We start from the raw sequence: 22,102 nt of genomic DNA on the forward strand, positions 1-22,102 counted from the left end.
AACTGCAAATCGCGATTGCCGCACCCTTATCAAGACCAAAATCAGGCAAACAGATCATGCGCCAATTCAAGCGCTTCGATCAGCGTATCTACTTCATCGGTAGTGTTATAGAGACCAAAACTGGCGCGGCATGTTGCCGTCACCCCCAGGTGGTCCATCAGCGGCCCTGCACAGTGGTGACCGGCACGAACCGCAACACCTTTCTTGTCGAGAATGGTAGAAACGTCGTGTGCATGGCCAGCACCGTCCAGCGTAAAGCTGAAAATCGCTGCCTTGTCCGGGCGAGTGCCCTGAACCTGCAACCAGTTCAGTCCGGTCAGACGTTGCATCGCGTAATCGCGCAAGCTGGATTCATGGGCAGCGATGTTTTCCATCCCCAGGTCCATCATATACTCCAGCGCCACGCCAAGACCGATGGTCTGTACGATCCCCGGCGTGCCGGCCTCGAACTTCATTGGCGGGTCATTATAGATGACCTGATCCTTGCTGACCTCTTTGATCATGTCGCCGCCACCGATGAAGGGGCGCATCTCGGCCATGCGTTCGGATTTGATGAAAATCGCACCCGACCCTGACGGACCATAAAGCTTGTGGCCTGTGATTGCGTAGAAATCGCACCCGATCTCTTCAACATTTACTGGCATGTGAACGGCACCCTGACTGCCATCAACCAGAACCGGAACGCCCTTGGCATGTGCGCCGTTAGTTATGGCTTTCACATCCACGACCGTACCCAGCACGTTCGAGCAGTGTGTCACAGCAACCAGCTTGGTTTTCGGCCCGATTGCATCGATTACCGCCTGAGGGTCAAGCCCGCCCTCTGCGTCGACATCGACCCATTTCAACACGACACCCTGTCGTTCGCGTAGGAAATGCCAGGGTACGATGTTTGCATGGTGCTCCATCACACTCAGAACGATCTCATCCCCCGCTTCTAGTCGCGGCATAGCCCAGCCATAGGCGATCAGGTTTATCCCTTCGGTGGTACCAGAGTTCAGGACGATCTCATTCTCGTTCGATGCCCCCAGAAAACGTGCGATCGTTCCACGAACGGCCTCGTATTTCTCTGTCGCAAGGTTGGACAGGAAATGCAGGCCACGATGGACATTCGAATACTCCTCGGCATATGCCCGCGTCACCGCGTCAATGACCACCTGAGGCTTCTGAGCCGAAGCACCATTGTCGAGATACGTCAAGGGCTTGCCATTCACCTGACGCGACAGGATCGGAAAGTCAGAGCGGATTTTCTGCACATCATACATAAGAGTGGTATTCCTAGACGGGCCCGGTTGGGCTTAGAAACAGAACGAAAGGGATGGCGACAAAAGCTGACAACACAATTACCGCAAAGGATTTCCAGAGAGACCCGAACTGATGCGCTTCATTCAGAAAATGAAGCGTGACGTAAAGGCTCAGGATTGCTGTCGCCAACAATGTCATCATCATCAGGAATGGTAGGGTCAGACTCAAGACCAGCGTCACCGCCAACGCGGCTATTTGCAGGAACTGCAGCCAGATCGTCAAAACCATCAGATCATCGAACCTCGCCAGACCTCCCAGCAATCGCCCGACCAGCAGGAATGCGACGATGCTCAGCATCATGGCCCCGGCCGAGCGCACCAAAACGATGGGAATACTCTCGAGCGCCGGAGAGGGTTGACCCGCCGCCATTGTTATCGACAGATCAATTCCCAATTGGACAACGCAGTTCAAAACGACCGCCAGCGCAAATGCCAACCAAAGCACTTCTCGTCCCAGCTTGAGCGCCATCAGCCGTCGCGCCGCTTCGGCCGGGTTCTTGATCGTCAGGACCGCCAGATTTCCCAGAAAACTCGAATTCATGCGACGGACCTTTGCACTTGTCTGAGACCGGATACCCAGAACCAGACAAAAACAGCAACCCAGGCGAGACCTACAAACGTCAAGGTAGGCCCTGGCCCAATGAATCCGGCGACAAGGCCGTTCAGCAGAACCAGCGGCGCAGAGGATAACAGCGCCCAGAACAGTGCCAGGCGCGCACCATAAGCGCTTCCCTGCCCGCCAAACAGGCGTGCCGCCCAATGAGATACCAGTGCCAGCGTGTAAAAAACCAAGGGCAGAATGAACACTGATCCAAGCAGAGCACCACCCAGAAGCATATTCAGCTCAACGTCTTCCAGATGCGCCTTGCGCGCAAGGCCAGGCATCTGGGCGATGAATGCCACCACACAAAACGCCATGACAAAGATCAGCGCCCGGTCTTCTCGTTGACCCATATCCAGAAGCCTGCGCACCACGCGCCCCGGCCCCCGGTACGTTGCCAGGATATCCGACGACAGCGCCATCAGCTTCGGCGCGCCAGCCACCCTTCCAGACGGCTTACGATTTCATCTGCCAAAGCACTGTCTTCGATTTCGTCCACCGCTTCGGCCAGGAACGCCAGCGTCAACATGTTGGTCGCGTCCTTGACCGGAACACCCCGTGACCGAAGATAGAACAGCGCTGTTTCGTCAATCGCCCCCGAGGTTGAGCCGTGGGAACACGCCACGTCATCGGCGTAGATCTCTAGCTCCGGCTTGGCGAGGAATTGGCTGTCATCATCCAAAAGCAGCGATTGGCTGATTTGGTAGCCATCAGTTTTCTGAGCCCCTTCCTTTACAAGGATCTTGCCCTGAAACACTCCGGTCGCACCGTTGCGCAGCACTTTCTTAAAGACCTGACGGCTTTCGCAATTTACCGCGTCATGGGTGATGAACACCGTGTCATCATGGTGGAAATCACCATCCCCAACACAGGCCCCGGCCACATGCGCCACCGCATTGTCCCCGGTCAGTTCAACGACCTGTTCGTTACGGGTCAGCACCCCATTCGCCGTCAAGGTGAAGGACTTGTAGACCGACTCTGCCCCCAAACGCGTGAACATATGGGTCGCGGCGCGACGTTCATGGTCCCTGCCCTGCGCCCGCACATGATGCAGCGTCCCCTTGTCGGCAATTTCAATTTCCATGCATTTGTTGAAACGCGACGCCGCCGGGCCGGATTCAAGAATTGTCACCTCGGCCCCGCTTTCCACGCGAATAACGTGATGCAGGATCGCATCGGATGTCGGCGAGGCATGACGATAAATCAGGTTGATCGGTTTAGAGGGTTTGCCTGTAACGTGAATGGCAACTCCGTCCGACGCAAAGGCCGTGTTCAATGCAGCCAACGGACGTTGAACCGGGGACTGGCCACGCGCTTCCAGAACGCCATACAGGTCTTTTGCCCAATGAATGTCTTTGCAGCAGATGTCTTCAATCCGGTCGATCTTGACACCGTCCAGCAACAGGTCATCGGATTCCTCGGCGCTGAACACCCCGTCTACAAAGACAATTTTCAAACGGTCAAGGTCGTTGAAAAGTACCGGTTCATCATTGATAAACACCGCCGCAGGCAAAGCCTCGGCAGAAATCAGACTGTCGGGCTGAGTGTATTTCCAATACTCATCCCGGCGCCCCGGCAACCCGGATTCCAGAACACGCGCCAAAGCGTCTTCGCGTGCACCACGGGTGCAGCCCGCGTCAGGCATGGTCAGCGCAGCCAGACGCGCCTCGGTTGCGGTTTGTTTCGCTTGCGGCAAAGCCATCAGTTCACCTCGGCCAGAATGTCGGCATAACCGTTGTTTTCAACCTCAAGCGCCAGATCCGGGCCTCCGGTTTTGACAATGCGGCCATCGGCCATGATGTGCACGACGTCAGGTTTGATGTGATCCAGCAGGCGCTGGTAATGGGTGATGACCAGGAACCCACGGCCTTCGTCCCGCAGGGCATTCACACCTTCGGCGACCAGCTTCATCGCATCCACATCAAGGCCCGAGTCGGTTTCGTCCATGATGCACATCTTCGGTTCAAGCATAGCCATCTGCAGGATTTCGTTACGCTTTTTCTCACCGCCCGAAAAACCAACATTGACCGGGCGCTTAAGCATATCCGCGTCGATCTTTAGCGTCTTGGCCTTGGCACGCACTTCTTTCAGGAAGTCTGCGGCAGACAGTTCCTCTTCTCCACGGGCCTTGCGCTGCGCGTTTACTGCGGTGCGCAGGAAGGTCATGTTGCCAACTCCGGGGATTTCAACCGGGTATTGGAAGGCAAGGAAAACACCTGCTGCTGCGCGTTCCTCCGGTTCCATCTCCAGCAGGTCCTGACCGTCCAGAGTGGCCGAACCTTCGGTTACTTCGTACCCGTCGCGGCCCGACAGCACGTAGCTGAGTGTTGACTTGCCTGACCCGTTCGGCCCCATGATCGCGTGTACCTTGCCGGCTTCAACCGTCAGGTCCACACCCTTTAGGATCTGCTTGTCTTCTTCTTCAAGTTTCACGTGCAGATTCTTGATTTCCAGCATTTTTTGTCCTTTTGCGTATCGCAAGGGGCACTGTGACCCCGCATTGTTCTAGCCCAGCAATCTGCGGATCAGTCTGGCGAGAATCCAACCCAGGATTGCCCCGCCACCTACCGCCCAAACCGGGTTGATGAATTCCATGTAATGGGTGTTGACGTAGGCCACGCCAAGCAGACCGCCCAGAACCGGCAATGCGTACCCAAGCCAGGTCAGCACATTATCCTTACGGATGCGGGTTCCGGGTGACCGCGTCATCACCCAACCGAACCTTCAAGTGAGATGGCCACCAACTGCTGTGCTTCCATCGCAAACTCCATCGGAAGCGCCTGAAGCACGTCTTTGCAGAACCCGTTGACCACCAGAGCCACGGCTTCTTCCTCGTCCATGCCGCGCTGACGGCAGTAGAACAGCTGATCGTCATCCACTTTTGACGTCGTCGCCTCGTGCTCAACGCGGCTCGAGTTGTTCTTGACCTCGATATAGGGAACCGTATGTGCGCCGCATTTGTCGCCGATCAGCAGACTGTCACACTGCGTGTAGTTCCGGCTGTCCCTGGCTTTCGGGTGCATCGACACTAGCCCACGATAGGTGTTCTGGGCCTTGCCCGCGCTGATGCCCTTGGACACGATGCGCGACTTGGTGTTCCTGCCCAGATGAATCATCTTGGTGCCGGTGTCGGCCTGTTGATAATTGTTGGCAATCGCGATCGAATAGAATTCACCCTGGCTTTCATTGCCGCGCAGGATGCAGGACGGGTATTTCCATGTCACGGCCGATCCGGTTTCCACCTGCGTCCACATCACCTTGGACCGGTCACCCCGGCAGTCGGCGCGTTTGGTCACGAAGTTATAGATACCGCCCTTGCCGTTTTCGTCCCCCGGAAACCAGTTCTGAACGGTCGAGTATTTCACCTCGGCATCTTCTTCGACGATGATCTCGACCACGGCAGCATGCAGTTGTGCCGTGTCACGCTGGGGTGCAGTGCAGCCTTCCAGATATGAGACGTACGAGCCCTTGTCAGCAATGATCAGGGTGCGTTCGAACTGGCCCGTGTTCTCGGCGTTGATGCGGAAATACGTGCTTAGTTCCATCGGGCAGCGAACGCCCGGCGGGATGTAGACGAATGAGCCATCCGAGAATACAGCTGAATTCAATGTTGCATAGAAATTGTCCGATACGGGAACCACGGTTCCCAAGTACTTCTTGACCAGCTCAGGATGCTCTTTGATCGCCTCAGAGATCGAGCAGAAGATCACGCCTGCCTTTTTCAGTTCGGCCTGAAAAGTCGTGCCCACGGAAACCGAGTCAAACACTGCATCGACTGCCACCTTGCGGCCTTCGGCAGGTGCATCCTCAGCCCCTTCAACACCAGCCAGAATCATCTGTTCTTTCAGAGGGATACCAAGCTTCTCGTAAGTGGCGAGCAGCTTTGGATCAACCTCATCCAAAGATTTGGGTTTCTCTTCCATCGATTTGGGGCGGGCATAGTAATACTGGTTTTGAAAATCGATTGGCGGATAGTGAACCATCGCCCATTTGGGTTCTTCCATTTTGGTCCAACGCTCGAACGCGGCCAGACGCCATTCGGTCATCCACTCGGGCTCATCGTTTTTCCCCGAGATCAGACGGACGATATCCGGGTTCACGCCTTTGGGCGCGTATTCCATCTCGATATCGGTATCCCAGCCATATTTGTATGTGCCGACCTCGCGAACCGCGTCCACGGTTTCCTGATCGACACCTTCTTTTACCTGGGTCTGGTCCAAAGCGGCCATGACTTACCCTCCGTCAGATCACGCAGCCCGCGCGCGATGCTTTTTCTCTTTTTCAAGCCACGTTTCGGCGAAACGCAGCACATCTTCTTCAGTCGTCTCTGGCCCCAGCGATACGCGGATTGCGCATGACGCCACCGTCTCATCAAATCCCATTGCCGTCAGAACCCGACTGGTTTTGACCTTGCCGCTGGAACAGGCGGATCCCGCACTGATGGCAAAGCCAGACAAATCCATCTGCATCACCTGCGTTTCGCCTTTCCAGCCGGGCGTCGCGAAACACAGGGTATTCGGGAGTCGCTCCTGATCTTTCCCGACAAAAATAGTAGATATTGCACCAGCCTCAAGGGCGTTTTCTAGAATATTTCTAAGTTCTCTGACTTTTTCCCATACTCCATCCGCCAGATCGCGCTGAGCAGCCTCGGCAGCCGCGCCAAATCCGGCAATGCCCACCACATTTTCAGTACCAGATCTTCGGCCCATTTCCTGTCCGCCACCGCTGGCCAAAGGTTCGATATCGATACCTTGCCGCAGGATCAAAGCGCCAACACCTTTTGGCCCGCCAATCTTATGCGCCGACAGGATCGCCATATCAGCGCCGCTCCAGGCGAAGGAAAATGGAATGCGTCCGACAACCTGCGTAATATCCAGCAACAGCCAGTCCGCGCGCCGCGCGCCATAGGGCCACTGGTTCTCAACTTTCTGTGGCGGCTGCGTGATGACTCCGGTTTCGGAGTTCGCAAGCCCCATCGCCAATATGTGCCCAGGGCCAAAGGGATGCTCGCTACAATGGGTCAGATCGAAATGCGACCACAGCGCATCGTGGGCAGTGCTGTCGACAAAGACGTCGCAGCCTTCGGGGCGATTTTGCAGAACCCGCGCCGCTTCAGTCGCGCCAGAGGTAAATATGACCTCTTGCGGACGGCAACCGACGGCCTCGGCGACCTGCGCCCGCGCGCGTTCGACCAGCGCTTTTGCGGCACGTCCTTCCGCATGAACAGATGACGGGTTCCCGACCACATCCATCGCCGCGATCATTGCCTCGCGCGCTTCGCGTCGCAGCGGCGTAGTCGCGTTATGATCCAGATAAACACGTTTCATGGATACATCTTTTCCTGCACAGAAGTCATATGCATGTTCGACTTACCCAGCTCATTCATCGACGACGGAAAACAGGCTTGGAACTGCCGGGCAAGGCGCAAGGTCGTTTCTGATCACATCCGACAGGCGCGTCTGGTGCAGGAAGACATAAACATGCGCGCTCAGGCTTTCCCACAAGCGGTTCGTCAGGGATTGCGCCCTGCTACCCGATGACGCACCGGATGCTCCGGCCCCTTTTTGCAGCGCATCAACTGTCTCATCCACAGCGGCCAGAACCTCGACCACGCGAATCTCGGACGCGGGGCGTGCAAGACGATACCCCCCTCCGGGCCCACGGACAGAAGCAACCAGTTCCGCGCGACGCAGCTTGACGAAAAGCTGCTCAAGATACGGCAGAGAAATGTCCTGCCGTTCCGAGATTTCGCCCAGGGTTACCAGCCGGTCTGTTGGCTGAAGCGCAATATCCGCCAAAGCGACCATCGCGTAACGCCCTTTGGTCGAAAGCTTCATGCCCTGCCCCCTTTTAGCCGGATCTGCGCGAAATCATTGACGCCGACGCTGCCAGTGCGTATCTCCGACTGACAGCGCGATTGCGCCAAGCAATGTAATTAGAACCGTTCTAAGGTGTCCGACGATTATAGTCAAGTATATCCGGATACCCGCACGAAAATGACAGGACCAAAGCACACATGCCCGAGGTGATTTTTCCCGGACCCGAAGGCCGCCTGGAAGGCCGCTACCACCCGCAAAAGGAAAAAGACGCACCGATCGCTATCGTGCTTCACCCGCATCCTCAGTTCGGCGGGACCATGAACAACAAGGTGGTCTATAACCTGCACTATGCCTTTTACAACATGGGCTTCACCGTGCTGCGCTTTAACTTCCGCGGAGTCGGTCGCAGCCAGGGCGAATATGATCAGGGCGTAGGCGAGCTGAGCGATGCAGCATCTGCCCTGGATTACCTGCAATCCATGAACAACAACTCGAAACACTGTTGGGTTGCGGGCTTTTCGTTTGGGGCGTGGATTGGAATGCAGTTGCTGATGCGCCGCCCCGAAATCACGGGTTTCATCAGCGTGTCGCCGCCTGCCAACATGTATGACTTTTCCTTCCTTGCGCCCTGCCCGTCTTCGGGCTTGATCATCAACGGATCGGCTGACCGTGTGGCACCACCAGCGGATACCACCGCGCTGGTCAACAAGTTGCACGAGCAAAAAGGGATCACGATCACCCATAACGAGGTTGAGGGCGCGGATCATTTCTTCCAGGATCGCCACATGGACACGCTGATCACAGATGTCAGCGACTATGTGAAACGTCGGCTGACTGAGAACACCCGCTAATGTCCGACACCATCACATCGCTCGCGGCCAAACTGGCCGAAGATACGATGAAGGTCATGGACGAAACCGGCGAAGACCGGTTCTTTGTGGAAGTGGGTGAAGTTCTTGGTGCGGCGTCTCAATCTCTGGAAGAGGCTTTCCTGACAGAAATCCGCGTGCGTCTGGCTGAACGCAAGGCCAGACAATTCGTGATCAAGCGCCTCGCTTCGCATCGCGCGAAACTCAAGGCGATTGAAAAGCAATGACCGATCGCCTGGTTGCGCAGGTCGCTTTTCTGAAACGGGCCGACAATCTGAAACTGGTCGAGCGGGCAAATGTCCTGCTTGACCAATCAAGGCCGGAAAACTCTGCTGAACACAGCTGGCACTTGGCTTTGTGGGCAATGGTCATGGCACCGCTGGCCGGGCCGGACATCTCGGTCGACCGGGTCATCCGCATGTTGCTGCTGCATGATCTGGTTGAGATCGTGACAGGTGATCACCCGATTCACCTCAACACGGATTGGGACACCGTGGCCGAGGCTGAACAGGCCGCAGCACAAGAATTGTTTGGCCTGTTGCCCGACGAACAGGCGCAGGAATTTCTTTCGCTCTGGCACGAATTCGAGGCGGACCAAACCCCGGATGCCCGGTTTGCCAAGATTCTGGATCGCTGCCAGCCGCTGTTTCAGGTTCTGTGCGCCGCCGACCCACGAGAGGATCATGTGGAGATTGCGCGGTCGAATCTGGCAGACGGTCGCGCAGCGTATCTGGCCCATGCGTTTCCATTGGCCCACCAGCATGCCACAAACCTCTTGACCAACTCGGACCCTCAGGATGACGCCTTCACGAAAAGATTGGCGTTTCTTACAGAAGCGGACCAGTTGAAATCCGTTCTGCGCGCGTCACGCCTGATGGCCAGTGACAGGTTCGAGAATTCGGCGGAACATTCGTGGCATGTCATGCTCTACGCATGGGTATTGTCAGAATACGCGCATTCGGACGTTCAAGTGGACCGAACCCTCCAGATGTTGCTTTTGCACGATGTTGTCGAAATCGACGCGGGCGACCACCCGATCCACGGACATGTCGACCACGCGGAACAGGAAGCCAAGGAACAGGCCGCCGCCAAGCGATTGTTTGGCCTTTTGCCTGACTGTCAACACAGGCCATTTACTGAACTTTGGCACGAGTTTGAGGCGGCTGAGACCGCAGAAGCCAGGTTTGCAAAGGCTGTTGACCGCTTTCAGACACCCATAGCAAATCTGGAAACAGGTGGCGGGTCATGGGTCGAATACAAAGTGAAATTCGACCAGATTGTAACGCGTGTCCGACCAGCTATTGCAGCGGGAGCGCCTCAGCTATGGGACTGGCTGCAACCGCAACTGGTTGCGCATTTCGAAAATGGTAAAACAGCCGATCCTCAAGCATAAAAAAAGGAGCCTGAAGGCTCCTTCTTTCTTGCTTGGTTTCTAGCGGCGTTCAAAAAACACTACTACCATCAAACTGTTGAACCAAGTTGGCTGCATTCACTTCGACGGACCCCCCGTCAGCAAGCCACCCAATCGCCACTATCAGACCCGAAGCAAATATGATTGATTTCGCAAATAACGTCATCGCTCAAAACTCGTTAACAAAATGAAAAAATATGCAGCGAATATTACATTCATTCGACTGAAAAAACAGTCAGGTATACCTGACCCAAGGTAATCTTGTAGACAACATGACGGCCCGCGTATTTCACTCACACAAATCACCCTCAGGCCACCCGACGCACCCTTTTCCGAGGTATTCAAATGCCCCAAGCCTATCTGTATCTGTTGCTGGCTGTGCTGGCTGAAACCATTGGCACAACGGCCCTGCAAGCCAGCCAGCAGTTTACGCGGTTCTGGCCATCCGTGATCGTTATCGTTGGGTACGCGTTTGCATTCTACCTTTTGGCGATGACGTTGAAGGTCATGCCTGTCGGCATTGTTTATGCTATCTGGTCCGGACTAGGCATCTTTCTGATCGCGCTCATCGGTTTTATCGTTTTCGGTCAGCGTTTGGATTGGCCGGCAATACTCGGATTGGCGATGATTCTGGCGGGAATCCTGATCATTCACCTCTTTTCAAAGACTGCCGGGCACTGAAGGCCGGTTAGGGCTGGTATATTTTGCCGCGCCGCGTTATGCGCGCGGCAACTTCCCGTTCAAAGGCTGACCTCTCATGGACCTGCGCAACATCGCAATCATCGCTCACGTGGACCACGGCAAAACGACCCTGGTGGACGAGCTGCTCAAACAATCCGGTGCATTCCGGGAAAATCAGGCCGTCGCGGAACGCGCCATGGACAGTAACGACCTGGAGCGTGAACGCGGCATCACCATCCTGGCCAAGGCCACCTCGGTTGAGTGGAAAGACACGCGCATCAATATTGTCGACACCCCTGGCCACGCCGATTTCGGCGGCGAGGTCGAGCGCATTCTCAGCATGGTCGACGGTGTTGTTCTGTTGGTGGACGCCGCAGAAGGCCCGATGCCCCAGACCAAGTTTGTAACGTCCAAGGCACTGGCGCTGGGCCTACGCCCGATCGTGGTTCTGAACAAGGTCGATAAGCCGGATGCCGAACCTGACCGCGCACTGGACGAATGCTTTGACCTGTTCGCCAATCTCGGCGCGGATGACGACCAGTTGGATTTTCCTTCAATGTACGCCTCGGGCCGTTCGGGCTGGGCGGATATGGAGTTGGACGGTCCCCGCAAAGACTTGAGCGCGCTATTCGACCTGATCGTCGATCATGTCCCTGCCCCGAAGCAGGTCGAACACAAAAATGAACCCTTCCGGATGCTGGCCACGACATTGGGCAGCGATCCCTTCATCGGTCGTATCCTGACCGGTCGTGTGGAAAGTGGCACGCTGAAGGCTGGCGACAACCTCAAGGCGCTCAGCCGCGATGGTTCGGTCATCGAAAACTTCCGCGCCACGAAAATCCTGGCGTTCCGGGGACTGGCCCAGCAGCCCATTGATGTGGCCGAAGCAGGCGACATCGTGACCATCGCTGGCATGAGCAAAGCCACCGTAGCGGATTCGCTGGTTGCCCCTCAGGTCACTGAGGCCCTGCCCGCGCAGCCCATCGATCCACCGACCATTACCGTGACCTTCGGTATTAATGATTCTCCGCTGGCAGGCCGTGACGGCAAAAAAGTTCAATCTCGCGTCATTCGTGACCGGCTGATGAAGGAAGCCGAGTCGAACGTCGCCATCCGTGTCACCGACACCCCCGGCGGTGAGGCGTTCGAGGTTGCGGGCCGCGGCGAGTTGCAAATGGGTGTTCTGATCGAGAATATGCGCCGAGAAGGCTTTGAGCTCAGCATCTCGCGCCCGCAGGTTCTGTTCCGTGAAGAAGACGGGCAGCGGCTTGAGCCTATCGAAGAAGTCACCATCGACGTGGATGACGAATATTCTGGTTCCGTTATTGAAAAGGTTACCGGCGCACGTAAGGGTGAACTGGTCGAGATGCGCCCGGCCGGTACGGGCAAGACGCGGATCATCGCCCATGTCCCGTCCCGCGGTCTGATCGGTTACCACGGCGAATTCCTGACCGACACGCGCGGTACGGGTGTACTTAACCGCGTGTTCCATGACTGGGCGCCACATAAGGGGCAGATTCCGGGCCGTCGCGCAGGCGTTCTGATCTCGATGGAGAAAGGTCAGGCTGTGGCTTATGCGCTGTGGAACCTGGAAGAACGTGGCCGTATGTTTGTTGGTCCGCAAACAGACGTATATCAGGGTATGGTGATCGGCGAACACTCGCGAGACAACGATCTGGAAGTGAACCCGCTCAAAGGCAAGAAGTTGACAAACGTGCGCGCCAGTGGATCCGACGACGCGGTCCGCCTGACGCCGCATATTCAGTTCTCACTGGAAGAGGCAATTGCCTATATCGACGATGATGAACTGGTGGAAGTTACACCAAACGCGGTGCGCCTGCGGAAGCGTTTTCTTGACCCGCACGAGCGTAAGCGGATGGCCAAATCTGCCTAGAACACCCTCAGGTTGCAAACTGACCAAACGGAAACAATGGCAATAGTGTGGCATATTTGCTTCCAATACGACAAAAGACGAAATCAGAAAAACCGGGCTCACTGCCCGGTTTTTATTTGAAAACTAACACCTTTCTCCGCATGGTTGAAAATTTCCGCCCCGGGCCTCACCAACAAGATATTGTAGGCGCCCTCGAATTATGGTCAAAACACGTCAGAAGTGTGACGTCCTTCACAAACACCGATACGGGAATGGTGCATAGAAGGACGTAGTTTAGTTATCGAGTTCCAAGGAGTTCAAAATGGGTAATAGAGCTCGCAAGTTTCCACTGTTTTTTATTGCGACAACTTTTCTGCTTTCACCTGCCGGTGAAACCTTTGCCGCTGGGACATGTACGGTTGCAACAGCACGGCAATCCGCTGCGTCCGCGCAGGTTTTGTGCGAATGCGATGCTGTGACATCCGGCATGATCCGCTACATTCAACGCCGTCATGACTTCGATCAGATTCTGGCGCGCGTCGGTGCAGAATGCGCCCCGCTGGCAGGTCTGCTAAGTGACTTCCCGACCGCATCGATCGGTGTCTCAGACCAGAGATCCGGCGACGGACCTTCCCAGGAAAATGGCACGCCCCCCAATGGTGGCGGCGGTAACCCAACCGGTGGCGAAGAACCTGGTGGTGAAGAACCCGGTGGTGAAGAGCCCGGTGGCGAAGAACCCGGTGGTGAAGAACCCGGTGGCGAAGAGCCCGGTGGAGAAGAACCCGGTGGCGAAGAGCCCGGTGGAGAAGAGCCCGGTGGCGAAGAGCCCGGTGGAGAAGAGCCCGGTGGCGAAGAGCCCGGTGGAGAAGAGCCCGGTGGTGAAGAACCTGGTGGCGAAGAGCCCGGTGGAGAAGAACCCGGTGGGGAAGAACCCGGTGGTGAAGAGCCCGGTGGTGAAGAGCACGAAGAAGACTGATAAAGACGAAACCGAATACCAGCGAACCGGCCCTAGGAACGCGGAGCATATTCGATAGAAAAAACTCTGCTGGTCGAGGCTTCGGGGCTGGAATACGTCGATACGCAAAACGTTCGGATTAATCCGTCCAAGCGTAAGGTCAAAGACTACACTCTTGGGCGCAGACCAAATCTGCGTCCAAGGGTAAGATTTTGGGTAGGTAAATATACCGCTGAGGTCAACTGCGCCCGTAAACGCCGACCCATTGACTGGGCCGCTTCGGATCTTGCATGCGCAGGAACAAATAGCGCGTAGCTGTCCAGGGTTTGATCCGGTTTGTGAGATTGTCCAAGATCAGGTCGCCCTGCGCCGAGCGGTAGACCAGAACCGCATGAGGCGTCCGGCGTGTGTCCAGAACGGTCGCAATCAAAAGCTTACTTGGATCAACTCCGGCATGGATCAGATCCCTTTTCTTCAACAATGCAAAGTCTTCACAATCACCGCCTCTGGGTGTTGGCAAGGCCCATCGCTCACGCGTTTTGTACTGGGACTGATCCGTAACTTCCCGGGTCGACGCGTTTACGCGGCGATTCACTTGATTTACCACCGTCAGCTCTTGGTGGCTGGACAACGTGACCGAGCGTTTTGCAGTGCAAGCCCAGTTATATTGGTTGCATAGGTTGATTGCGCCTGAGGGCGGAGGCGAAGACGCAACGATAGGGATAAAGACGCCGTCGGATGCCTGCGCGACAGGTGCGGAGGCGATTACGCCGATACATACGGTGCAGATACCCACTGCGCGCGCCGCAGCCGATGCAAGAGCGGCAACACACCTCTTGGCTAAATTCGCGAATGAAATCATGCGAGTTCCCCGATCCGATGTTCTTCGAACGATTGCATGTCCAACTGCACCACATTCTGTTTCTTGAAACTATCTGTGATCAGGCGTTTCGCGCAATCTTTTGAGAACCTGCAAAGGAAACGGGGCGAAAATTCGTCCGAGAATCTGACAATTTCACGTAAGAATTTTGTTGGCGCGGCCACAATTCTGCCAGGACCCATTCGACAGAACAGGAGCATCAAAGGGTAAGTGATTGAATTAAATCAATTAAACAAAAAACAGCCCGCTGTCGCGTGCTAATCAGTATCAACCAAACATGACATAAGCCGAATCTTGCTTATTCACTGCCGGTTTTCTTGGAAATATCAGCGCCTTGGACGCAAGGCCCATATGTCACTCGGTGATTTCCACCACAACCAGTTCACGCTCACTTGCGCCGCGCGCGTGATTCAGGGCCTGCTGGTAGTCATCCGAGTTATAGCAATCAACCGCTGCCTCCAGCGTCGGGAAGCGCGCCACTACGTTTCGTGGACGTTCCTTGCCTTCCAGCTGAACGTACCGCGCAGCACGGGCGATAAACTCGCCTCCGTGCTTGGCGATGGCCGGTCCGGCCAGTTCAGCGTATTTGCCGTACGCCTCAGTGTCCGTCACCGTGACATGCGCAATCCAAAGAGCAGCCATGTTATCCTCCCAAAACCTGTTGTGCGGCCTTGATTGCCGCCTCTGCATTTGATGCATCCTTGCCGCCGCCCTGGGCCATGTCAGGACGGCCGCCGCCGCCTTTTCCGCCCAACTCGATCACGGCCGCTTTTACAAGATCCACCGCCGAAATTCGTCCGGTCAGATCTTCCGTCACACCAGCCGCAACGGCCGCCTTGCCGCCCGTATCCGCAATCAGCAGCACCGCACCCGATCCAAGACGGCTTTTGTGTTCGTCGATCAACGCAGGAAGGTCCTTGCCTGAAACACCGCTGAGGGCTTGCGCCAGGAATTTCACACCATTTACATCCCGCGCCTCGGCACCACCGCCCTGACCGGCCCCACCAGCCATAGCCAGATCCCGGCGCAACTGAGCCACTTCATTCTGCAAAGCCTTGCGTTCGTCCAGAAGGCTTTTCACGCGCGCCACAACGTCGTCCGGTTGCGCCTTCAGTTCTGATGCGACCTGAGCCAGACGTTGATCCTGTGCCGAAAGATAGCGGAAGGCTTCATCCCCGGTCAGCGCTTCGATCCGGCGCACACCTGCACTGCTGGCGCTGTCACCCAACACAACAAAGGTGCCGATATCTCCTGTCTGGCGCACATGTGTACCGCCACAGAGTTCTATCGACCACGTATCGCCGTCATGGCCTTTGCCTGTTGGTGCCTTGCCCATGGAGACGACACGAACCTCGTCACCATATTTCTCGCCGAACAGGGCCTGCGCGCCCAATGCGCGCGCGTCGTCGGGTGTCATGACCCGGGTTTCAACAGTCGAATTCTGGCGGATGAAATCGTTCACCTCGCGTTCGACTTTTTGGATTTCCTCCAGGCTCAGCGCTTTGGAATGACTGAAGTCGAACCGCAGACGATCCGCCGCGTTCAGCGAACCGCGTTGTGCTACGTGGTCGCCCAGTGTTTCGCGCAATGCTTCATGCAGCAGGTGCGTGGCCGAGTGATTGGCGCGAATGGCGGAACGGCGGGCGTGATCAACCTCAAGCTCTACCGCATCGCCTTTGCGAACAACTCCGCTTTGAACTGCTACCTTATGAGCATAGACCTTGCCGTCGGCAAACTTCCTCGTGTCCTCTACGCGGCTCAGGTGATCGCGATCCTCCAGCCTACGCAACGCGCCAGTATCGCCGACCTGACCGCCGGCCTCCCCGTAGAACGGGGTCTGGTTCACGACGACCCAACCGCTGCTGCCCGCGTCGATCTTGTCAACCAGTGCGCCATCAACAACCAGGGCGACAACCTGCGCTTCGGCTTTCTCGGTATCGTAGCCCAGAAAATCCGTCGCACCGGCGGTATCCAGCACATCAAACCATACAACCTGATCCGCTGCTTCACCTGACCCGGCCCATGCAGCACGTGCCTTGGCCTTCTGTTCAGCCATCGCGGTGTCAAAACCGTCCGTGTCGACGCTCAGGCCCTTTTCACGCAGCGCATCCTGCGTAAGATCCAGTGGGAAGCCATACGTGTCGTAAAGCTTAAAGGCCGCTTCACCTGACAGGGGTGCCCCCTCGGAAAGCCCTGAAACCTCATCATCCAGCAACTTCAGACCACGGTCCAGCGTCTGCTTGAACCGGGTTTCTTCCAGCAGCAGCGTCTCTTCGATAAGCGGTTGCGCCTGTTTCAGTTCAGAATAATGCCCGCCCATCTGCTGCACCAGCGTAGGCACCAGGCGATGCATGACAGGATCCTTGGCGCCCAGCAGGTGCGCATGGCGCATGGCGCGGCGCATGATCCGGCGCAGAACATATCCCCGGCCGTCATTGCTGGGCATCACACCGTCTGCAATCAGGAACGACGTCGACCGCAGGTGATCCGCGATCACCCTGTGATGCACGTTCTGGTCGCCATAGGGGTCGACACCGGTCGCATCCGCCGAAGCCTCGATCAGGGTTTTGAACAGATCCGTGTCGTAATTGTCATGGCTGCCCTGCAACAGCGCCCCAATCCGTTCAAGCCCCATACCTGTGTCGATCGACTGCATGTCAAGTTCGACCATCGAGCCATCTTCGAACTGCTCGTTTTGCATGAAAACGACGTTCCAGATTTCGATGAATCGGTCGCCATCCTCCTCGGGTGAACCCGGAGGGCCACCCCAGATGTGATCGCCGTGATCATAGAAGATCTCGGTGCACGGGCCGCAAGGTCCGGTCGGACCCATCTGCCAGAAATTGTCATTGGTGGCGATGCGAATGATCCGGTCCTCGGGCACACCGACCTTTTTCCAGATTTCAAAGGCTTCATCATCGGTATGATAGACGGTGGTCAACAGGCGGGTCTTGTCGATACCGAATTCCCTGGTGATCAGCTCCCAGGCAAATGGGATCGCTTCATGTTTGAAATAATCCCCGAATGAGAAGTTTCCCAGCATCTCAAAAAACGTATGGTGACGCGCCGTATAGCCAACATTGTCGAGGTCGTTGTGCTTGCCACCCGCACGCACACATTTCTGCGCCGTGGTGGCGCGTTTGTAATCGCGGGTTTCCAGACCGGTGAACAGGTTCTTGAACTGCACCATGCCTGAGTTCACGAACATCAGTGTCGGGTCATTGCGCGGCACCAGCGGGCTGGACGCGACGACCTCATGCCCTTGTTTTTCAAAGTAGTTCAGAAAAGTCGATCGGATGTCGTTCAGGGTTGGCATAGGGCTCTCTCGGCGCACGTATATCTTGGTCTCCGTTGGTTTAGCCCCCTGTCAGGTGAGTGTCCACAGCAGAGGCACACAGGAACGAAACAAGGCGACCCGATCAAGCCGCCTTGTTTCAAGTGTTACAGTCTTTGCGCAGATGTCAGGGTTACCCACCTCATGACATCAGGCCTCCAGAATATCGTCATCCTCGGCAACGCCTGGCGACATATCGAATTCCAGCCCATGCGCCGCGCGGATCTTGTCTTCGATGTCCAGCGCCACCCGGCTGTTTTCCCGCAGGTATTGTTTGGCGTTCTCACGCCCCTGCCCGATCCGCTCATCACCATAGCTGAACCAGGATCCTGACTTTTCAACAACACCGGCTTTGACACCCAAATCCAGCAACTCACCCATCTTCGAGATGCCTTCGCCATACATGATGTCGAACTCGACCTGCTTGAACGGTGGTGCGACTTTGTTCTTCACAACTTTGACGCGGGTCTGGTTCCCGACAACTTCGTCCCGATCCTTGATCGCGCCAATCCGGCGGATATCCAGCCGAACCGAGCTGTAGAATTTCAGCGCGTTACCACCGGTTGTGGTTTCCGGGCTGCCGAACATCACGCCGATCTTCATACGGATCTGGTTGATGAAGATGACCATGCAGTTCGAACGGCTGATCGAGCCTGTCAGTTTGCGCATTGCCTGGCTCATCAGCCGGGCCTGAACACCGACACTGCTGTCGCCCATGTCCCCTTCGAGTTCCGATTTCGGCGTCAGGGCAGCGACCGAGTCGACAACAACCATATTGACTGCGCCCGAGCGTACCAGAGTATCTGTGATTTCAAGCGCCTGCTCACCGGTATCGGGCTGCGAGATCAGAAGCTCATCCAGATCAACACCCAGCTTTCGGGCATATTGCGGGTCCAGTGCGTGTTCTGCATCCACGAACGCGCAAACTCCGCCCCGCTTTTGCTGCTCAGCAATGCAATGAAGGGTCAAAGTGGTTTTGCCCGAGCTCTCAGGCCCGTAAATTTCAACGATACGCCCCATCGGCAGTCCACCGATACCCAGCGCGATATCCAGACCCAGCGAGCCGGTCGAGCTCGCCTCGATGTCCTGCCGGGCATCTTCGCCCAACTTCATGATCGACCCTTTGCCGAACTGCCGTTCGATCTGGGCCAGCGCACTGTCGAGCGCCTTTTGCTTGTCTGCGTTTTTCTTGTCGCTCATTGTCAGAAGATCCGCCATTGTCCTGTCGCCTTCCCTTTTGTCACACCCTTAATCGGGCGGCAATCGCTGCTTTGTTCGCCTCTTGTTCCTTATGAGATCAAAAAGAGAACATTTCAACTAAAACTTACAGAAATCAGTCTTCTGCAATTGTGTTAAAGAGTCGTTTACGACAATCTGCACAAGTAACATTGCAACCTTGAGAACCGATAAATGCTTGTTTTTTATAAAGAACGACTTGCTTTTCTTTCAGTCCCCAAGACCGGTAGCACGGCTTATCACACGGCGTTGCGTGACCGGGCCGATCTCATCGTGACACATCCGCCAGAGCTGAAGCACGCCCCGGTGCGTCGGTATGACCGGTTTTTCCAGACCATGTTTCGAAAACTGTTTGATACCGAGATGGAAATTATGGCCGTTGTGCGCGAACCGTTGGATTGGCTGGGCAGCTGGTACCGGTTCCGCAGTCGTGTAGACTTGATAGGTCAACCGCGCTCGACACGTGACATGAATTTTGACGCCTTCGTGCAAGCCTATTTGCAGGACACACGTCCCGAGTTCGCCAATGTCGGCAGCCAGGCGCAATTCTTTCGTACTCGCAACGACAGTTCTGGCGCTCGTCATATCTTCAAATACGAGCATCAGGACAAGGTGTTGGACTTTCTGCAAACACGTCTGGACATGAAGATCGACCTGAAGCGCGAAAACGTTTCGCCTCCGGGAGATTTGCATCTGTCACCTGCGACCGAACAGAAGTTTCGAAATGCCTTCCCGGAAGAATTTGCGCTGCACAAAGCCGCAATGTGATCCATCAGTTGAGTTGTTGAAACACGGCCTCAGTCAGTTGGTTGAGGGAAAACGGCTTGGGCAGAAAGGTTGAGTTGGCAATATCCGGACCGGTATCGCCGAAAACGCCTTCGGTATACCCGGACACGAAGATCACACGCGCGTCCGGGCGCGTCTCCATGGCCTTGCGCACCCAGGTGGGCCCGTCCATTCCCGGCATGACAACATCGGTGACGAATACGTCGACACTTAACGCGGAATCTTCAAGCAGTCGAAGCGCCTCTTCCGCCGAGTCCGCCTCGAGCACGGTGTAACCCTTCAGTCGCAGCGCGCGCGTTGCAAAGGCGCGAACTGGTGCCTCATCCTCGACCAGCAGCACCACGCCCTCACCCTGTCTGGTGCTCTGGGCTTCGGGCTGGACTGGCAATTCGGCTTCGACCTCGGACGTCGTCGCGCAAACCGGAAGAAAGACAGTGAACTCGGTGCCCCGTCCAATTGCGCTGTCGACAAAGATAAACCCACCGGTTTGCTTTACGATCCCGTAGGCTGTTGACAACCCCAACCCGGTGCCCTCACCAGTTCGTTTCGTGGTGTAGAAGGGTTCGAAAATCTTCTGCAGCTTATCTGCTGGGATACCAACACCGCCATCCACAACCTTGACTGTCACATAGTCGCCCGGTTGTACGGTTGCCCTGTCCCGCATGAGAGGCTGCAAAAGGGTCAACACACTGGTTTCAATGCGAATTTCACCACCGTCCGGCATGGCATCTCGTGCGTTAACGACAAGGTTCATCAGCACCTGCTCAAGTTGACGCTTGTCCGCCCGCACGGGTTTGAGCACCGGATCGTGGCTCAGCGTCAATTGCACCTTCTCGCCAACCAACCGGTTCAGCAGGTGAATAAGGTCCGAGATCGTGTCACGCAGATCCAACACTTCCGGCCTGAGGGTCTGTTTTCGCGAAAACGCCAAAAGCTGACTGACCAGCGCGGCGGCCCGGTTGGCATTCTGATTGATCTGCACCAAATCCCCGTAATCCGGGTCATTCTGGTCATGGCGCAACAGCAGCAGATCGCAGTGACCGGAAATGGCCGTCAGCAGGTTGTTGAAATCATGTGCAACACCTCCGGCCAATTGCCCTACGGCCTGCATCTTCTGGCCCTGAACGAATTGAGCTTCGAGCGTCTTCAGTTCAGTCGCATCGTTCAGAACCGCGATCAGGCATATCTTTCCATCGACAAACACACGGCTCAGGGTGACTTGAACAAAGATTTCCTTGTCGTCCCTAATGAACTGCAAAAACTCTGATCGCTGCGTTTCTTCATGCGCCTCGGTTCGTTTCAACCAATCCAGCACAGGGCCCCCCACGCCCCGCATGATGTCGCTGATGTTACTGCCTTCAAGCTGCTTCTTTCCCAACAGTTTCGCCGCCAGCCGATTACTGTCCAGAATGATGCCGTCCTCGGAAAGTCTGAGGATTGGAACCGGAAGGTCAGAGAAGGACATGACCGCATCCTGTACGGGCATCTGCGTAATCGGTAACAAACAAAGGCTTCGTTCCGACCCGGATTGAGAAAATTCGGACACGGCTGCCAGAATATGACCATCGCGGGTCCTGACTGCGTTGACAGCCCCGGTCCGCGGTTCGGCTTCGCTGAAAATATCCTGCGCCCTGGCAGGGTGCGCACCAAACAAACGCTCGGCCGTGGCATTGACGCGCAATACGTCACCTGCGCGTCCAAGGGTTACGACCGGCAAGCCAAGGGTTTGCCAGCTATCCTGTTGAACACAGCTAAAGTTCCAGTAGAACAGTCCCGGCCGCAATCGGTGCACGGAAACCGAAATAGTCCGATCGCCACCGGGAAACTCGCTCTGGGCGCTTCCTGTGGATTGCGCCCGCGATTGTAGGCTCAACAAGATCGCCGAAGGGTTAGCAAACCTGGAGCGCAAACAGCGGGCTAGGTTTTCGCCTCGTATGGCCCCCAGCTTTTTGTCCGCCAGGACGTTCGCGGCCAATATGTCACCATACCCGTTTGAGATCACGACCGGAGCATCCTCGCGCTCTGCGAAAGCGGCCAAAAGGGCTGATATCTGTTGCAAATGCCTGTTCGTAATCGCCCCCTTGATCCCAAACAAGAGCGCCACAACCAAAAGGGAAATGCCTGTTGCCAGCAAACCTTTTGTCCAATCCGACGGCAGAAACCCAACCGCAGGTGCCAGGCTGATCAACAGCGCCACAAACACTAACGACCCGATCCGAAACACCGATGGAGTATTGGCGGCTGAAGGGGCTGGAACAAATTCAGTGATGTCAGGCATAAACGGCTCGGGCACAGGTTTTGCGGTAATAACAGGTAGAATTGGTTAACACTCGCCTAACGGCGTTAAAAAACAAGT

At 56.0% G+C, this 22,102-nt stretch carries 21 protein-coding genes; 7 read left to right on the forward strand and 14 right to left on the reverse strand.

The genetic code is table 11. The features are described from left to right. Nucleotides 1-41: 41 nt before the first annotated feature. From ACR0AD_RS04275 to iscR, 9 genes are read right to left on the reverse strand one after another with little or no spacing between them, the layout of a single operon-like run. On the reverse strand, nucleotides 42-1,262 hold the full coding sequence (locus ACR0AD_RS04275) for a cysteine desulfurase (protein WP_480485619.1): 1,221 nt from the start codon (nucleotides 1,260-1,262) through the stop codon (nucleotides 42-44). A 13-nt stretch (nucleotides 1,263-1,275) separates the two neighbouring features. Further along, nucleotides 1,276-1,842 carry a YIP1 family protein gene (locus ACR0AD_RS04280; protein ID WP_480485617.1) on the reverse strand — a complete coding sequence of 189 codons (567 nt, stop codon included), beginning with the start codon at nucleotides 1,840-1,842 and terminating at the stop codon, nucleotides 1,276-1,278. After that, entirely contained in the window at nucleotides 1,839-2,324 is a 486-nt protein-coding gene (locus tag ACR0AD_RS04285; RefSeq protein WP_480485616.1) for a YIP1 family protein, read from the reverse strand. Before ACR0AD_RS04285 ends, ACR0AD_RS04280 begins: the two co-directional genes overlap by 4 nt. Then, on the reverse strand, nucleotides 2,324-3,604 hold the full coding sequence (gene sufD / locus ACR0AD_RS04290) for a Fe-S cluster assembly protein SufD (RefSeq protein WP_480485613.1): 1,281 nt from the start codon (nucleotides 3,602-3,604) through the stop codon (nucleotides 2,324-2,326). The genes ACR0AD_RS04285 and sufD overlap by 1 nt, the downstream gene beginning before the upstream one ends. Next, nucleotides 3,604-4,359 (reverse strand): Fe-S cluster assembly ATPase SufC, encoded by a 756-nt coding sequence (sufC, locus tag ACR0AD_RS04295; protein WP_480485611.1) that lies wholly within the window; start codon nucleotides 4,357-4,359, stop codon nucleotides 3,604-3,606. Before sufC ends, sufD begins: the two co-directional genes overlap by 1 nt. 48 nt (nucleotides 4,360-4,407) lie before the next feature. After that, entirely contained in the window at nucleotides 4,408-4,611 is a 204-nt protein-coding gene (locus ACR0AD_RS04300) for a hypothetical protein (protein ID WP_480480885.1), read from the reverse strand. Beyond that, the gene (sufB, locus tag ACR0AD_RS04305) at nucleotides 4,611-6,131 is read right to left on the reverse strand and encodes a Fe-S cluster assembly protein SufB (RefSeq protein WP_480480883.1); all 1,521 of its coding nucleotides are present in this window, start codon (nucleotides 6,129-6,131) and stop codon (nucleotides 4,611-4,613) included. Before sufB ends, ACR0AD_RS04300 begins: the two co-directional genes overlap by 1 nt. Before the next feature lie 18 nt (nucleotides 6,132-6,149). Continuing rightward, nucleotides 6,150-7,229 (reverse strand): cysteine desulfurase family protein, encoded by a 1,080-nt coding sequence (locus ACR0AD_RS04310; RefSeq protein WP_480480881.1) that lies wholly within the window; start codon nucleotides 7,227-7,229, stop codon nucleotides 6,150-6,152. A 51-nt stretch (nucleotides 7,230-7,280) separates the two neighbouring features. Next, nucleotides 7,281-7,739, reverse strand: coding sequence for a Fe-S cluster assembly transcriptional regulator IscR (iscR, locus tag ACR0AD_RS04315; protein WP_209596301.1), 459 nt, complete (start codon nucleotides 7,737-7,739; stop codon nucleotides 7,281-7,283). 179 nt (nucleotides 7,740-7,918) lie between these two features. Between iscR and ACR0AD_RS04320 the strand changes: the two genes are divergently transcribed. From ACR0AD_RS04320 to ACR0AD_RS04345, 6 genes are all read left to right on the forward strand, one after another. Further along, entirely contained in the window at nucleotides 7,919-8,572 is a 654-nt protein-coding gene (locus tag ACR0AD_RS04320; RefSeq protein ID WP_170424714.1) for an alpha/beta hydrolase, read from the forward strand. Beyond that, the gene (locus ACR0AD_RS04325) at nucleotides 8,572-8,817 is read left to right on the forward strand and encodes a hypothetical protein (protein ID WP_267366187.1); all 246 of its coding nucleotides are present in this window, start codon (nucleotides 8,572-8,574) and stop codon (nucleotides 8,815-8,817) included. Before ACR0AD_RS04320 ends, ACR0AD_RS04325 begins: the two co-directional genes overlap by 1 nt. Next, the gene (locus ACR0AD_RS04330; RefSeq protein WP_480480879.1) at nucleotides 8,814-9,983 is read left to right on the forward strand and encodes an HD domain-containing protein; all 1,170 of its coding nucleotides are present in this window, start codon (nucleotides 8,814-8,816) and stop codon (nucleotides 9,981-9,983) included. Before ACR0AD_RS04325 ends, ACR0AD_RS04330 begins: the two co-directional genes overlap by 4 nt. A 363-nt stretch (nucleotides 9,984-10,346) precedes the next feature. Then, nucleotides 10,347-10,682, forward strand: coding sequence for an SMR family transporter (locus ACR0AD_RS04335; protein WP_209596305.1), 336 nt, complete (start codon nucleotides 10,347-10,349; stop codon nucleotides 10,680-10,682). A gap of 76 nt (nucleotides 10,683-10,758) precedes the next feature. Next, nucleotides 10,759-12,576 carry a translational GTPase TypA gene (typA, locus tag ACR0AD_RS04340; RefSeq protein ID WP_209596307.1) on the forward strand — a complete coding sequence of 606 codons (1,818 nt, stop codon included), beginning with the start codon at nucleotides 10,759-10,761 and terminating at the stop codon, nucleotides 12,574-12,576. Nucleotides 12,577-12,877: 301 nt separating this feature from the next. After that, nucleotides 12,878-13,531: a hypothetical protein gene (locus tag ACR0AD_RS04345; RefSeq protein WP_480485609.1), complete on the forward strand. Its 654-nt coding sequence runs from the start codon at nucleotides 12,878-12,880 to the stop codon at nucleotides 13,529-13,531. A gap of 217 nt (nucleotides 13,532-13,748) precedes the next feature. On the opposite strand, the gene ACR0AD_RS04350 is transcribed toward ACR0AD_RS04345, so the two are convergent. From ACR0AD_RS04350 to recA, 4 genes are all read right to left on the reverse strand, one after another. Then, a complete protein-coding gene (locus tag ACR0AD_RS04350) occupies nucleotides 13,749-14,372 on the reverse strand; it encodes a transglutaminase-like cysteine peptidase (RefSeq protein WP_480485607.1) in 624 nt (207 codons plus the stop codon). Between the two features lie 372 nt (nucleotides 14,373-14,744). Then, entirely contained in the window at nucleotides 14,745-15,032 is a 288-nt protein-coding gene (locus ACR0AD_RS04355) for a DUF1330 domain-containing protein (protein WP_480485606.1), read from the reverse strand. A 1-nt stretch (nucleotide 15,033) separates the two neighbouring features. Next, entirely contained in the window at nucleotides 15,034-17,706 is a 2,673-nt protein-coding gene (gene alaS, locus ACR0AD_RS04360; RefSeq protein ID WP_480485604.1) for an alanine--tRNA ligase, read from the reverse strand. Nucleotides 17,707-17,874: 168 nt separating this feature from the next. Next, nucleotides 17,875-18,942, reverse strand: a complete 1,068-nt coding sequence (recA, locus tag ACR0AD_RS04365) for a recombinase RecA (protein ID WP_267366220.1) — start codon at nucleotides 18,940-18,942, stop codon at nucleotides 17,875-17,877. 192 nt (nucleotides 18,943-19,134) lie between these two features. Here recA and ACR0AD_RS04370 point away from each other — a divergent pair, with 192 nt between their 5' ends. After that, entirely contained in the window at nucleotides 19,135-19,728 is a 594-nt protein-coding gene (locus ACR0AD_RS04370) for a sulfotransferase family protein (protein WP_480485602.1), read from the forward strand. 4 nt (nucleotides 19,729-19,732) lie between these two features. Here the strand turns inward: ACR0AD_RS04370 and ACR0AD_RS04375 are convergent, their stop codons facing one another. Further along, a complete protein-coding gene (locus ACR0AD_RS04375) occupies nucleotides 19,733-22,024 on the reverse strand; it encodes an ATP-binding response regulator (protein ID WP_480485600.1) in 2,292 nt (763 codons plus the stop codon). Between the last annotated feature and the right edge of the window lie 78 nt (nucleotides 22,025-22,102).

It is taken from the genome of Ruegeria sp. BH8 (assembly GCF_056538065.1).